Origin of the sequence: Marivita sp. (assembly GCF_048006345.1) — a bacterium.
Taxonomy (GTDB): Bacteria; Pseudomonadota; Alphaproteobacteria; order Rhodobacterales; family Rhodobacteraceae; genus Marivita.
In genome coordinates this window covers 396,730-410,870 of sequence record NZ_CP180351.1, presented here as the reverse complement: position 1 = coordinate 410,870, position 14,141 = coordinate 396,730, and the positions used below count along the sequence as shown (strand labels likewise).

14 protein-coding genes are annotated in these 14,141 nt (G+C 61.4%); 6 read left to right on the top strand and 8 right to left on the bottom strand.

The genetic code is table 11. From position 1 onward, the window contains the following. The first annotated feature begins 61 nt into the window (after nucleotides 1-61). A complete protein-coding gene (locus tag ACMVPR_RS02155) occupies nucleotides 62-1,573 on the top strand; it encodes a winged helix-turn-helix domain-containing protein (RefSeq protein ID WP_416881506.1) in 1,512 nt (503 codons plus the stop codon). Here ACMVPR_RS02155 and ACMVPR_RS02150 read toward each other — a convergent pair. Next, a complete protein-coding gene (locus ACMVPR_RS02150; RefSeq protein WP_416881505.1) occupies nucleotides 1,570-1,770 on the bottom strand; it encodes a hypothetical protein in 201 nt (66 codons plus the stop codon). The two genes, ACMVPR_RS02155 and ACMVPR_RS02150, sit on opposite strands and share 4 nt — an antisense overlap. 153 nt (nucleotides 1,771-1,923) lie before the next feature. Here ACMVPR_RS02150 and ACMVPR_RS02145 point away from each other — a divergent pair, with 153 nt between their 5' ends. The 3 genes from ACMVPR_RS02145 to prpE all read left to right on the top strand — a co-directional run bounded on the left by ACMVPR_RS02145 (nucleotide 1,924) and on the right by prpE (nucleotide 5,014). Beyond that, entirely contained in the window at nucleotides 1,924-2,331 is a 408-nt protein-coding gene (locus tag ACMVPR_RS02145) for an OB-fold nucleic acid binding domain-containing protein (RefSeq protein WP_300583144.1), read from the top strand. 42 nt (nucleotides 2,332-2,373) lie between these two features. Then, nucleotides 2,374-2,889, top strand: a complete 516-nt coding sequence (locus ACMVPR_RS02140) for a peptidoglycan-binding domain-containing protein (protein ID WP_300583147.1) — start codon at nucleotides 2,374-2,376, stop codon at nucleotides 2,887-2,889. Between the two features lie 232 nt (nucleotides 2,890-3,121). Beyond that, the gene (gene prpE / locus ACMVPR_RS02135; protein ID WP_416881504.1) at nucleotides 3,122-5,014 is read left to right on the top strand and encodes a propionate-CoA ligase PrpE; all 1,893 of its coding nucleotides are present in this window, start codon (nucleotides 3,122-3,124) and stop codon (nucleotides 5,012-5,014) included. 121 nt (nucleotides 5,015-5,135) lie between these two features. Here the strand turns inward: prpE and ACMVPR_RS02130 are convergent, their stop codons facing one another. From ACMVPR_RS02130 to ACMVPR_RS02100, 7 genes are all read right to left on the bottom strand, one after another. Further along, entirely contained in the window at nucleotides 5,136-6,530 is a 1,395-nt protein-coding gene (locus ACMVPR_RS02130; RefSeq protein ID WP_416884602.1) for a Do family serine endopeptidase, read from the bottom strand. A 226-nt stretch (nucleotides 6,531-6,756) separates the two neighbouring features. Continuing rightward, a complete protein-coding gene (locus ACMVPR_RS02125) occupies nucleotides 6,757-6,948 on the bottom strand; it encodes a DUF2065 domain-containing protein (protein WP_416881503.1) in 192 nt (63 codons plus the stop codon). Further along, nucleotides 6,945-7,940 (bottom strand): protease modulator HflC, encoded by a 996-nt coding sequence (gene hflC, locus ACMVPR_RS02120; RefSeq protein WP_416881502.1) that lies wholly within the window; start codon nucleotides 7,938-7,940, stop codon nucleotides 6,945-6,947. Before hflC ends, ACMVPR_RS02125 begins: the two co-directional genes overlap by 4 nt. Continuing rightward, nucleotides 7,940-9,109: an FtsH protease activity modulator HflK gene (gene hflK, locus ACMVPR_RS02115; RefSeq protein ID WP_416881501.1), complete on the bottom strand. Its 1,170-nt coding sequence runs from the start codon at nucleotides 9,107-9,109 to the stop codon at nucleotides 7,940-7,942. The genes hflC and hflK overlap by 1 nt, the downstream gene beginning before the upstream one ends. A 71-nt stretch (nucleotides 9,110-9,180) precedes the next feature. Then, a complete protein-coding gene (gene gorA, locus ACMVPR_RS02110) occupies nucleotides 9,181-10,620 on the bottom strand; it encodes a glutathione-disulfide reductase (protein ID WP_416881500.1) in 1,440 nt (479 codons plus the stop codon). Nucleotides 10,621-10,749: 129 nt separating this feature from the next. After that, nucleotides 10,750-11,532: a ribose-5-phosphate isomerase RpiA gene (gene rpiA, locus ACMVPR_RS02105; protein ID WP_292265215.1), complete on the bottom strand. Its 783-nt coding sequence runs from the start codon at nucleotides 11,530-11,532 to the stop codon at nucleotides 10,750-10,752. A gap of 132 nt (nucleotides 11,533-11,664) precedes the next feature. Next, a complete protein-coding gene (locus ACMVPR_RS02100; RefSeq protein ID WP_292265216.1) occupies nucleotides 11,665-11,841 on the bottom strand; it encodes a hypothetical protein in 177 nt (58 codons plus the stop codon). A 158-nt stretch (nucleotides 11,842-11,999) separates the two neighbouring features. On the opposite strand from ACMVPR_RS02100, the gene ACMVPR_RS02095 reads away from it, so the two are divergent. Continuing rightward, complete coding sequence (locus ACMVPR_RS02095; protein ID WP_416881499.1) at nucleotides 12,000-12,695, top strand: glutathione S-transferase family protein; 696 nt, start codon at nucleotides 12,000-12,002, stop codon at nucleotides 12,693-12,695. A 2-nt stretch (nucleotides 12,696-12,697) separates the two neighbouring features. Further along, the gene (locus tag ACMVPR_RS02090) at nucleotides 12,698-14,071 is read left to right on the top strand and encodes an L-serine ammonia-lyase (protein ID WP_416881498.1); all 1,374 of its coding nucleotides are present in this window, start codon (nucleotides 12,698-12,700) and stop codon (nucleotides 14,069-14,071) included. Nucleotides 14,072-14,141 lie beyond the last annotated feature (70 nt).

Sequence of the window (14,141 nt, the reverse complement as noted above, 5' to 3'; positions counted from 1 at the left end):
AACCCGTTGGCGCAACCTGCGTTCTGCGGTTAGGGTCTTGAAAACAATACTGGACCCGCAGATGACCGCTTTGCAGATCAACGACACCACCCGCAGTGTCACGCTTAACGGTGAGCCGATCACGCTGGGGGCACGGGCGTTTGATGTGTTGGCCTTTCTGTCGAGCAATCCGGAGCGCGTCATCACCAAGGAAGAATTGCTCAATCATGTCTGGGCCGGTGTGCTGGTCGAGGAAAGCAACCTCACCGTCCAGATCGCGGGGTTGCGCAAGGCTCTTGGGAAAGAGGCCATAAAAACGGTTCCCGGTGTTGGCTACAAGTTCACGCTGGGCGGGGACAGCGACTCTGCGCAAATGCCGCAAACGACCCAAAGCGTTCCGGACATCCCGTCGCTGGCCGTTCTGCCCTTCGCCAACCTGACAGGAGACGACGCCAACGGGTATCTCGTGGATGGGATCGTGAATGAAATCACATCTGCTCTTGCGCGTGTCTCGGGGTTCTTTGTTGTGTCAACCACGTCCACCTTTACGTATCGCGGCAAGGCTGTCGATTTGGCACAGATCGGACAAGAGCTTGGCGTTGAATATGTGCTTGAGGGCAGCATTCAGAAGGCGGGCAATCGTCTGCGTATCTTCACACAACTGGTCGAGGCCACGTCCGCCCGGTTGATCTGGCAAGAGCGGTTCGACGGCACAACTGACGATATCTTTGATCTTCAGGACACGGTTGCGGAACAGGTGGCAGGCGCAATTGAGCCCAAGATGATCTGGGCCGAAGCCGCACGCGCCAAATCAAAGCCCACCGAGAACCTGCAGGCCTATGATCTGTGCATGCAAGCGGCACCTCTGGTGATGCGGCAGAACACCTTGTCCGATCTTGAAACCGGTATGGCCCTTCTAGAGCAAGCGCTTGTGCTTGACCCAGGATTCACACGTGCAAAGGGGCTTTATTGCTTTGCGCATACGGGGTCCTTTGCAACGCGCTGGTGGTCTTTTGAACAAGCGCAAGCCGCGCTGCCCGTCGCGAGGGACGTTCTGAACAGCGGCGCGGATGATCCTTTCGCATTGGCTGCTGCCGGGCATTACATCGCGTATATCGGTCAGGACCCTGAAACAGGTCTCATCGCGGTCAAACAAGCCAATTCAATGAACCCGAACTCGGCGACCATCGCTTTGTTCTTGGGATGGGTGCACAATTATCTGGGCCAGGACGAAGACGCGATTGCCCATCTGACACGGGCCATTCGGATCAGCCCCTTGCACCCGAATATCGGGGTGACAACCGCAGGGATCGCGAACGCCTATTTTCAGAAACAGGACCTTGAGACCGCCGCGCGATACTACGAAGAAGCTCTCTTGCAATATCCCGAATTTGCAACGATCCAACTGGGGCTGATGGGCTGTGCCTGGAAAATGGGTGACTTTGAAAAGTCGCAGAAGATGGCATCGTGGTTCCGCCAAAAGGTGCCGGACATGAGTGTTGCCACATTTATCCGTACACGGCCCAATCATAGCGCGTTCTATCGTGAAACCGTTGTCGCCGCCCTGCGCGCCAACGGCTTTCCCGAGGATTAACGCATCAGCTTGTCGACAGCCCGGCGGTGCGCTTCGGCACGATGCTGGGCCGCGACGATCTGATCGGGGGATGTGCCGGGGCGCGTGGTGATTGCTGTCACGCGGGCCGCGATGAATTTTACCAGACGGTCAAAAACGCTCTGAACGTCGACTGCCGTGGTTGTGCGTGCGGTCTTGCGTGTGTCGAAATAAGCCATGGTGCCCTCATCGGTCTGTGTTACTGTCTGCCCTGACACTCCCACATGGGCGTGCGTTCCGTCCTTAAGGCCGGATTAAGCGTTCCGAAGCGATCCGAAATCTGCGGAAACTGCGGGCTTGCACGCCTTGGCAAATGTTCTATTTTTGTTCTCATGCGTGTCATCACCCCCCGCCCTGCCCAAACCGACTGGCCGCGTCCGCCCTCTTGCCTCAGGGCCGACCAGTTGCGCCTGCCGCCCGACAATGCGCGCATCACGGTGGCGGGGCTGGTGATCCTGCGGCAGCGGCCCGGCACCGCCAAGGGCGTGATCTTCCTCACGCTGGAAGACGAGACCGGAACGGTGAACATCATCGTCTGGCGCAAGCTTTACGAACGCTACCGCCGCGCGGTGATCGCCGGGCGCATGCTGCGCGTCACCGGGCGGCTGCAAAGCGAAGGTGACGTGATCCATGTGATCGCCGAGGTGATCGAGGACATCTCGCCCCTGCTGGACCAGCTTCTGGCCCCCGCAGCCGAGGCCCCGCCAGAGGCGCTTTCGCCAGACCCACAAACAGGCTAGACTGCGCGCAAGAAGAAACAGGCAAACAGGCGCACATTCTCAGTGACCCTCCTCCCGTCAGCGATCCGGGCTCTGTGGGCAGTGGCTTTGGCCGCGCTTGCCGCCTGTACGGGACCGCTCGACTACGGGGAAGATGGCACCGAGGTGCCGGTGCCCGATTTCGCCTCGGCCCAGATCCCCGCGCCACCGGGCGTCAACCCGGACGGATGCTGGGTGCGCGACGTGGCCCCTGCCGAACTGGAAACCGTCACGCGGCAGGTCGAAGTCGCGCCCAAACGGTTCCGCACTGAAACCGTGCAGGTGATCAAACGGGAACGGCAAGAACTGATCTTCGAAGTCCCCTGCCCGGACGCTTTGACACCCGACCTGATCTCGACCCTGCAACGGGCGCTGGACGCGCGCGGGCTGTACCGGGGACCGGTCACCGGGGTGATGGATGTCCCGACCCGTCTGGCGGTGCGCCGCTACCAGAACGCCAACGGGTTGCCCAGCGGCCTGCTGTCCATCCAGTCCGCCCGTGGCCTTGGCCTTCTGGCAACGCCCCGCGATCAGTTGTGAGTCTCCCAACTCAGGCCCTTAGAGTTTGCACATCCAAGTTTGCAACTTTGCAAAATCGCAATCCCTGAAAAGCATCTCTGCATAATGGGGTGGAGTTTGCAAAAGTTTGCAATCTGATAGCGCCAAAACTGCAAAGTTTTTGCGGCCTTCTGCCGCGCGGAGGATCGCAAGACTTGCCGCAACGGCCCGCGCGCCGTACCCCAATGCCAACACGTCACAGGAGGAGATCGGGATGGGCTACCAAGAGGTGTACGAGGGCTGGAAATCCGACCCCGAGGGGTTCTGGATGCAGGCCGCCGAGGCGATTGACTGGGACCGCAAACCCAGCAAAGCGCTCTTTGACAAGGGCAACGATCTTTACGAATGGTTCGCCGACGGTCTGACCAACACCTGCTGGAACGCGGTCGACCGCCATGTCGAAGCGGGGCGCGGCGGACAGGTCGCGATCATCCATGACAGCCCGATCACCGGCACCCTGCACAAGATCACCTACGCCGAACTGCGCAACCGCGTGGCCCGTCTGGCCGGTGCGCTGCGCGCCAAGGGGATCGAGAAAGGCGACCGCGTCATCATCTACATGCCGATGGTCCCCGAGGCGCTAGAGGCGATGCTGGCCTGCGCGCGGCTCGGCGCGATCCATTCCGTGGTGTTTGGCGGATTTGCCGCCAACGAACTCGCCGTCCGCATCGACGACGCGAAACCCAAGGCGATCATCGCTGCCTCCTGCGGGTTGGAGCCCGGTCGCGTGGTGCATTACAAGCCGCTGCTTGACGGGGCCATCGACCTTGCGACGCACAAGCCCGATTTCACCGTCATCTTCCAGCGCGAGCAGGAAGTCGCGCATCTGGAAGAGGGCCGCGACTTTGACTGGCATGGCTTCCAATATGGTGTCGAACCCGCCGAATGTGTGCCGGTCGAGGGCAACCATCCGGCCTATATCCTCTATACCTCCGGCACCACAGGCGCGCCGAAAGGCGTGATCCGCCACACCGGCGGGCATCTTGTGGCGCTGAACTGGACGATGAAGAACATCTACAATGTCGATCCCGGTGACACGTTCTGGGCGGCGTCGGATGTGGGCTGGGTCGTGGGCCACAGCTATATCTGTTACGCGCCGCTGGTTCACGGCAACACCACCATCGTGTTCGAGGGCAAACCGGTGGGCACGCCCGATGCGGGCACCTTCTGGCGGGTGATTTCCGATCACAAGGTGCGCAGCTTCTTCACCGCCCCCACCGCCTTCCGCGCGGTGAAGCGGGACGATCCGAAAGGCGAGTTCGTCAAGAAATACGACATCTCTTGCCTGCGCGCGATCTATCTGGCTGGAGAGCGGGCGGACCCGGACACCATCGAATGGGCGCAGCGCGTCACGGGCAAACCGATCTATGACCATTGGTGGCAGACCGAAACCGGCTGGACCATCGCCGGTATGCCAGCGGGGATCGAGGCGCTGCCTGTCAAGATCGGCTCACCTTCCGTGCCAATGCCGGGATACGACGTGCAGATCCTTGACGAAGCGGGCCACCCGATGAAACCGGGCGAGCTGGGTGCGATTGCGGTCAAGCTGCCCCTGCCCCCCGGCACGTTGCCGACGCTCTGGAATGCCGAGGACCGGTTCCGTAAATCCTACCTGTCGCACTTCCCCGGCTATTACGAGACCGGTGATGCGGGCATGATCGACGAGGACGGATACCTCTACATCATGGCGCGCACCGATGACGTGATCAACGTCGCGGGCCACCGACTGTCCACAGGCGGCATGGAAGAGGTTCTGGCCGCGCATCCGGACGTGGCCGAATGTGCGGTGATCGGGGTCAGCGATGAGCTCAAGGGCCAGTTGCCGATGGGCTTTGTCTGTCTGACCACGGGTGTGAACCGGCCCCATGATGAGATCACCAAGGAATGTGTGAAGCTGGTGCGCGACAAGATCGGTCCGGTGGCGGCGTTCAAGTTGTGCGCCGTGGTGGACCGTCTGCCGAAGACCCGATCAGGCAAGATCCTGCGGGCGACGATGGTCAAGATCGCCGACAGCGAAGAGTTCAAGCTGCCCGCGACGATCGACGATCCGGCCATTCTGGACGAGATCAAGGTGGCGCTGCAGGCCATGGGCTACGCCAAGGGGTAAGGGCGGCGGATGAGTCGACGGACCCGGTTTTTCCGTTAACGGAAAAACCCCGCGCTTGCGGCATGGTACACGCAAAAAGGGCGCCCGGTGAGGCGCCCTTTCCGTTTCGATGTCGGTTGGCTTATTCGTCAGATGCGATGTTCAGCGCAACGAAGCGCGGATCCCCGGCACGGCGAACCAGCAGCAGGATCGACTTGCGCCCGGCGTCTTTGGCCTCTGCGATCCGCTCTTCCAGATCGCTGATCGCAAGCACCTGAGCCTGACCGGCTTCGGTGATCACGTCACCGGCCCGCAGACCTTTTTCAAATGCTTCCGAGCTTTCATCCACGTCCATCACCGCCAGACCTTTGGCGCTTTCCGGCAGTTCCAGCTGCTCGCGGATCTCGGTCGTCAGCGGGCTGAGCGTGAGGCCCATCAGCTCCATCGATTCCGGTACTTCTTCTGTATCCGGACCAGGCTGCGATGCGGGAACAGGGCTTTCAGCTTCCTCGCGGCGGCCCAGTGTCACCAGAAGTGTCTGGGTTGCGCCGTCGCGGTTCACCACAACGCGGACTGCCTTGCCCACTTCGGTGTTGCCGACCTGGCGGACAAGGCCGCGAGTGTCTTCGACTTCACGGCCATCAAAGCTGACGATCACGTCACCGGCCTGCATGCCCGCATCCATGGCCGGGCCTTCCGGCACGTCAGAGACCAGCGCACCCTTGGCCGAGGCCAGACCCAGCGCTTCGGCCACGTCGTCGGTCACGTCCTGAATGCGCACACCGAGCCAGCCGCGGCGGGTTTCGCCGAATTCCTTGAGCTGGTCGACCACGCGGGTCACAACGTTCGACGCCATCGAGAAGCCGATCCCGATAGAGCCGCCATTGGGTGACAGGATCGCGGTGTTCACACCGATCACGTCACCGGCCATGTTGAAGAGCGGGCCACCCGAGTTGCCGCGGTTGATGGCGGCGTCGGTCTGGATGTAGTCGTCATAGGTGCCGCTTAGGGCACGGTTGCGGGCGGACACGATGCCTGCGGAAACAGAGAAGCCCTGTCCCAGCGGGTTGCCCATCGCCATCACCCAGTCGCCGACGCGGGCGGTGTCGCTGTCGCCGAACTTGACGAATTTCAGCGGCGTTTCGCTTTCCACCTTGAGCAGCGCGATGTCTGTGTTGGGGTCGGTGCCAACGAGGGTCGCGGGCAGCTCGAACCCTTCGAAGAATTCGATCAGGATTTTATCGGCACCTTCGATCACGTGGTTGTTGGTGACGATAAACCCGTCTTCCGAGATCACGAAGCCCGAACCCAGAGCCGAAGAGCGGCGCGGGCGGTCACCCTGACCGTTGCGGTCCTGGAATTCGCGGAAGAAGTCCTCGAACGGAGAGCCCTCGGGCACGATGCCCTGCGGACCTGTACGGCCAGCCACGGTGGTTGATGTCGTGATGTTCACCACAGCCGGGCTGATCTTTTCGGCGAGGTTTGCAAAGCTTTCCTGCGCATGACCCATCAGCGACTGCGCGACGATGAGGATCATGGACAACGAGGTCAGCCAGAACATGCGCGTTGGCGCGCTCTGATCTCGTTGGATGGTTTTTGCCTGTGAGGTCAAGGGAAACTCCTTCGTCTTTGGTGCGGGGCGCGACCGCGCACCTGCCTGTCATGCGATTAATGTAGGTGCGCTTGCGCAACACGCAATCAGGAAAGCGACGGTTCAAGCGGATGTGACTTGATCGTGACGTGACGCATGCAAGTCGCTCGGTTCAAAAGCTGAGCAGAATCCATAACATGGCGACACCCGCAGCAAGCGCGGACAGTCCGACCAATCGGCGCATCTCCAACGGCATGGCCCGCATCGCCTCGAGCATCCGTTCGATAAGCGAAGGGGCCAGCGCATAGGCCAGCCCCTCCAGTATCAGCACCATGGCAATCCCCGTGAGGATCGTCTGGGTCAATTGCCGGCTCCGGTACCGGTATCCGCAGAGGTCGGTGCAGCCTCGGGCTGAACAGCCGTGCTTTCCCCCGCCGGCGCAGACGGAATTGCGATCCGGGCCGCGTCTGCTGCCGAGATGCCACCGCCAAGACCGTCTGCGGACTTCAGGTAGTTGAAGAACTCGCTGTCGGGGGACATGACGAAGGTCGAGTTGTCACCCTGCAGTGCCCGCTGGTAGGCGGTCAAAGAGCGGTAGAACTCAAAGAATTCAGCGTCTTGACTAAAGGCGGTCGCAAAGATGTTGTTCCGGCGCGCATCCGCTTCACCGCGAATGATCTCGGCCTGACGGCTGGCGTCAGACACCAGTTCGACCACGGTACGGTCCGCTTGCGCCCGAATACGTTGCGCGGCTTCGTTACCACGGGCCCGTTCATCGGTTGCTTCGCGTTCGCGTTCCGCCCGCATCCGGTCAAAGGTCGCGTCCAGGTTTTCGGTCGGCAGATCGGTGCGCTTGAGACGCACGTCAATGATCTCGATCCCGAGCGCTTCGGCGGATGTGATGGCCGAGTTGCGAATCCGCAGCATCAGGGCCGCCCGGTCAACGCTCAGAATGTCGTTCGACGACACCGAACCGAGGATTTCCCGCGTGGTCGATCGCAGGATCGAATCAAGGCGGCTTTCAGCGGCCGGAATGCCGCCGACACCCACGGCCTGACGGAACTGGTTCACATCGACGATCCGGTAGCGCGCAAAGGCGTCGACGACCAGACGACGGTCATCCGAGGGTGTGATTTCAAGCGGGTCGATGTCACGGCTCAGGATGCGGTCGTCATAGCGCACGACTTCCTGAATGAGCGGGATCTTGAACGCGAGACCCGGCTCTTCCTTGACATCAACGACACGGCCGAACTGCAGGACCAACGCCTTTTCGCGTTCGTCAACGATAAAGACCGAGGACAGGAGACCGGCGATGATCAGAACCACAACCGGCAAGAGGTACGTTGTCTTACGCATCAGTTCGACCCTCCGCTTGTCGTGTTGCGGCGCAGTTCATTGAGCGGCAGATACGGCACAACACCGTTGCTGCTTCCGTCACTGTTTTCGTCCAGAATGATCTTGTCCACGCGGCCAAGCACCTCTTCCATGGTTTCAAGATACAGACGCTTTCGCGTCACTTCAGGCGCGTTGCGGTATTCACCCAGAACGGCAAGGAAACGGCTTGCCTCACCTTCGGCTTCGTTCACAACGCGGGCGCGGTAAGCCTCGGCCTGTTCGAGAACCTGTGCCGCTTCACCGCGTGCTTCGGCGAGCACCCGGTTGGCATAGGCGTCGGCCACGTTGCGCAGACGGTCACGTTCCTGTTCGGCCGCCTGAACGTCGCGGAAGGCCGCGATCACCGGTTCGGGCGGGTCAGCCTTGTCGAAGTTGACGCGGATGATGGTCACGCCGCTGTCATAGCTGTCGAGTGTCGACTGAATGAGCTCCTGCAGACGGGCTGCAATCGACCCACGGTCGCGGTTGAGGATCGGTGCCAGATCGGATTGCGCGATGATCTCGCGCATCGCGGATTCACTCACCGCGCGGATCGTCGGGCGCGGGTCACGAAGGTTGAAGAGGTATTTCGCCGGGTCATTGATGTTCCAGACCACCTGGAAGTCGATATCGACGATGTTTTCGTCGCCTGTGAGCATCAGGCCCGCATCCGAGCCACGGCCACCGACACCGATGTCTTCGGTCTGTTCACGGGTCACCGGAATGACCTCGGCGGTCACGACCGGCCAGGGCGCAAAGTTCAGACCCGGATTGCCGGTGGCATAGTATTCGCCAAGGAACAGTTCGACGGACTGTTCTTCTGGGCGCACGGTGTAGAAGCTGGCCATGGCCCAGAGGGCGATTGCGCCGACAACACCCAGGCCAATGGTACCACGGGTCAATTTGAACCCGTCGCCGCCACCGCCGCCGCCAGAGCCATTGACCCCGCCGCCACCGCCGCGACCTCCCATCAGAACGCGCAAGCGCTCTTGGCCTTTTTTCATCAGCTCGTCGATTTCGGGTATCTGCGGTTGATTGTCGTCACCGGGCCTCCGGCCACCGCCATTGTTGCCGCCGCGCGGGCGATCGTCGCCACGGTTTCCACCGTTGTTACCGCCGCCGCCCCACGGGCCGCCACTGTTACCTGCCATCTGGTCTTTTCCCCTCTCGGAACATTCGGTCTTTCATGTCACGTTCTTACCTGTGGGCAAAGCTTGGAAATTCAAGCCGTGCGCGTCGGTTTGCGCATGGTGACAATCTCTTCGGACATCGTCGGGTGAACCGCAACCGTGCGGTCGAAATCCTCTTTTGTGGCACCCATCTTGATCGCGATACCCGCCAACTGGATCATCTCGCCCGCGCCGGGCGCGACGATGTGACAGCCCAAAACCTTGCGGCTTTCCTGACTGACGATGAGTTTCATCAGCACCCGACCGGGTTTATCGGCAAAGGCGGACTGCATCGGGCGGAACGATGCGCAATAGACTTCAATCGGCTCGCGGTCGCGCGCCTGTTCTTCGGTCAGGCCCACCGTGCCCAGTTCAGGCTGGGTGAACACCGCTGACGGGATCAGGTCGTGATCCACCTTGGTCGGGTTGCCGTTGAACACGGTTTCAACAAAGGCCATGCCCTCACGGATCGCAACGGGCGTCAGGTTCACCCGGTCTGTGACATCCCCGATGGCATAGATCGAGGGCACCTTGGTCTGGCTGTATTCGTCGACTTCGACAGCGCCGCCCCGGCCCAATGTCACGCCAACCTCTTCGAGGCCCATGTCGTCGCTGTTGGGGCGGCGTCCGGTGGCGAACAGCACCTGATCGAACACCTTAATCTTTCCGTTGGTCGATTTGACCTTGAGAGGACCTTCCTGCGGCGCGTCGTTCACGGGCATCGCGTATTGCGTCGCTTCGACAGGGGCATCCATGCCGTCGTCTTCTTCGCCGCGATAGCAGTCCATTTCGACAATGTTGGTGCCTGTGTGCAGATCAACGCCCAATTCGCGCATGGATTCCGCGATCAGGCCGCGCGCCTCGTCGTCAAATCCGCGCAGGATTTGCGCGCCGCGATAATACTGCGTCACCTCCACGCCGAGACCCGCAAGGATGCAGGCGAATTCGCAGGCGATGTAGCCGCCGCCGATGATCAGAATTGATTTGGGCAGCTGTTCGAGGTGGAAGATGTCATCCGACACGATCCCAAGATGCGCGTTGGGCAGGTCGGGACGCACTGGACGCCCGCCTGTGGCGACAAGAATGTGCTTGGCAGTGAACGTCTCGCCCGTCGACAGCTCGACCGTATGCGGGTCTTTCAATCGCGCGCGGGCATCGTAGGTGGTCACACCAGACCCGGCGAGGAGTTTGCGATACACCCCTTCAAGCCGGTCCAGCTCTTTGTTCAGATGTCCCGAGAAGGTCTGCCAGTCAAAGCCCCGGTTCAGCATGTCCCAGCCGTAATGCGTGGCTTCCTCGACCATGCCGCCATAGCCACTGGCGAACACCATCAGCTTCTTGGGAACACAGCCCCGGATCACGCAGGTGCCGCCGTAACGGTCTTCTTCGGCGAGTGCCACCTTGGCTCCCGCCTCGCCCGCAGCAACCCGCGCCGCGCGCACACCACCAGAGCCACCACCAATCACAAAAAGATCGTAGTCGAATGTGCTCATGGTGGGCTCCTTCTCATGGTCGCGCAAAGATATTTCATATGGCGACGCGGATGGCCAGAAGCGAGGCCCCGGAAATCCGGCTTTATCGGGCTGTGCTGACGCAGACGTGTTCCGGAAGGCTGCCTGCGCTCAGATATCGGAAAACAGGTTGTCGTTCTCGACCAAATCGATGCGATCCTGGCTCACTGTGCCTTCGTTGATGTCGCGGGTTTCGACGCGGCCATCGCTGTAGCCGATGATGACCTTGTCGCAGAGATCGACAAACAGCCCGTTTTCGACCACCCCTGGCATCTGGTTCAGCGCCATGGCCAATTGGCGGGCATTGCCGATGCGGCTCAGGTGCAGATCAAGGATGTGGTTGCCTTCATCGGTGACGAAGGGCTTTCCATTGTTCATGCGCAGGGTGATGCGACGCCCCATCACGTCCGCCGAGACCAGCAGTTCTTCGACAAGCATCTGCGTTGTGGTCCAGCCGAACGGGATCACTTCGATCGGCAGCGGGAACGCGCCCAGCGTGCCCACTTCCTTGGCGGCGTCCGCGATGACAACGACCTCTTCGCTGGCCGCGGCCACAATCTTTTCGTGCAGCAGCGCCCCGCCACCCCCCTTGATCAGGTTGAGATTGCCGTCGAATTCGTCGGCCCCGTCGATGGTGATGTTGAGCGTGCCCGCTTGATCCAGCGTGATCACCTCGATCCCGACCTGGCGGGCCAGTTGCGCCGTGCGCAGCGAGGTCGGCACACCCTTGATGCGCAGACCTTCGTCGCGCACCCGGTCGCCCAGATGGCGCACCAGCCACGCGGCGGTCGACCCGGTGCCAAGCCCAACGCGCATGCCGTCCTCGACCATGTCGGCCGCTTGCTTGGCAGCGACAAACTTGGCTTTGTCGATGGGCGACAATTCTCCGGTCATGCGGGGCTCCTTGGGCAGTCCTATGGATCTTATAGGACGTCGCGCAGCGCGGGGCGAGACCGAATTCACATGGGCGTTGAGGACATCCCGCTCAAGATCACCGCGCGGCCCGCAAGAGAGCCGAGCACCGAATTAACGATCCTGTTCCGCCAGATTGGTGGACGGCATCGGCGGCAGCGGCAGAGAGTCAATTTCGGGAACCTTGGGAAACATGACCGGATAGGCCATCGCCATGCGCGGCATAAATGCCCAGGCGATGATCGTGAGCAAGGCGGCAAACCAGGCAAGTCGGTTCAGATAAAGTGTCATCAGCAGTCCTTTCGCATCAAGTCAGCTGGTCCCTTGCAGCATATGTGCCAAGGCCTACGCCCTTGCGGGTAAAGACGGGGTTAAGCGCATCGTTTTTTCACCGTGACGCGCCGCTTTCGCAGCGTGCGTCCTGCGCTGACTGCGCTACATCCCGGAGCATGAGCTATGTGCTGCATTACGCCCCCGACAACGCCTCGCTGGTCGTCCGACTGGTGCTGGAGGAATTGCGCCTGCCCTACCGCACGGCACTTGTGGACCGCAGCGTGTCGGCACAACGCGGCGCAGACTACAGGCGCGTCAACCCGGTGGGCCGCATTCCGGCGCTGGAAACGCCGGATGGACCGATGTTCGAGACCGCCGCGATCTGCCTTTGGCTTGCCGACCGTCACCGTGACGCGGTGCATCTGTCACCCGAAGCCACCGATCCGGCCCGGGGATCGTTTCTGAGCTGGTTGTTCTTTCTGTCGAACAGTGTTCATGCCGAGATGCGCAACCTGTTCTATCCGCACTTGGTTGCAGGCCCCGATCCGGATCAGCAGGCCATGGCCAGCCAACAGATCCAAACATCGCTGACCACCCATTTCGACATCCTGAACCGGCTTTATCCCTGCACGGAACGCAGCCCAACCATCAGTGACCTTTACCTTGCGGTTCTTCTGCGTTGGCCCGCGCTATACCCTGTGGCGGCGGATCGAGGCTGGTTCGACCTTGCCCGTTGGCCCAATCTGCACGCCCTTGCCCAGAGGATCGAGATGCGCGACTCTGCACTGGCGGCCATACGTGCCGAGGGTCTGGGTCCGACGCCCTTTTCCAATCCACATCCGGCCACGCCACCTGAAGGGAGCGCGCTTTAATCATGTTTCTGTCTGTCTTTGACATGTTCAAGGTCGGGATCGGCCCGTCCTCGTCCCACACGATGGGTCCGATGGTCGCCGCCGCGCGGTTCCTTGACCTGTTGCGCAAGGCGCCCTTTTCCGTGGCGGGCGTCAAGGCGTCCCTGCACGGCTCGCTGGCCTTTACAGGGGTGGGTCACGCCACCGACCGCGCCACGATCCTTGGGCTTGCCGGGTTTCTTCCCGAAAGCTACGACCGCGACAAGGCAGACGCAGCACTCGCACAGATCAAGGCCACCAAGACCGTCACACCGGACGGCTTGCCCGCCCTGCGGTTCGATCCCGAAACCGATCTGACGTTTGATTTCGGACCCAACCTGCCCGGCCATGCGAACGGCATGATCCTCAGCGCAACCGACCCTCAGGGCGACGTGATCCTGCAGGAAACATACTATTCCATCGGCGGCGGCTTCGTGATGACGCAGGCCGAACTGGACGCAGGCAAGGATACGGATGACGGCGCGCCCGTGCCCTACCCGTTCAAATCCGCCGCCGAGATGCTGGAGATGGCCAAAACCTCTGGCCTGAGCATTGCCGAGATGAAACGCGCGAACGAGCTGTCGCGTCGGTCTGTCAGCGATCTGGACGCCGGAATGCGCCGTCTGTGGCAGGTGATGAACGATTGCATCGACCGCGGGCTTGAGAATGACGGCATCCTGCCCGGTGGGCTTAACGTCAAGCGCCGCGCCAAGGGCATTCACGAGAAGCTGCTGGCTGAACGCGGCATGAACCTGACCGCGCCGCACACGATCAACGACTGGATGAGCGTCTATGCGATGGCGGTGAACGAGGAGAACGCCGCAGGCGGTCAGGTTGTGACTGCACCCACCAATGGCGCTGCTGGCGTGGTGCCCGCGACGATCCGCTATTACCTCGACCATGTGCCAGGGGCCACGGCCAGCCGGGTACCGGAATTCCTGCTGACCGCCGCCGCCATCGGCGGTTTGGTCAAGTTCAACGCCTCTATCAGCGGGGCCGAGGCCGGGTGTCAGGCCGAAGTCGGCAGCGCCAGCGCCATGGCCGCCGCCGGATTATGTGCGGTGCTGGGGGGCACCCCGATGCAAATCGAGAACGCGGCCGAAATCGCGCTGGAGCATCACCTCGGGATGACCTGCGACCCGGTCAAAGGGCTGGTGCAGGTGCCCTGCATCGAACGCAATGGTCTGGGGGCCATCAAGGCGGTCAGTGCCGCAAGCCTTGCTCTGCGCGGGGATGGCACCCATTTCGTGCCTCTTGATTCGGCGATTGAGACCATGCGCCAGACCGGTGCGGACATGCACGAGAAGTACAAAGAGACCTCTTTGGGGGGATTGGCGGTAAACGTTCCCAACTGCTGAACCACTTGAAAACGCGTGACTTTTGGTCGACTTGAAGAACGTTCAACATGTTAACAGGAGAGCGTTGACA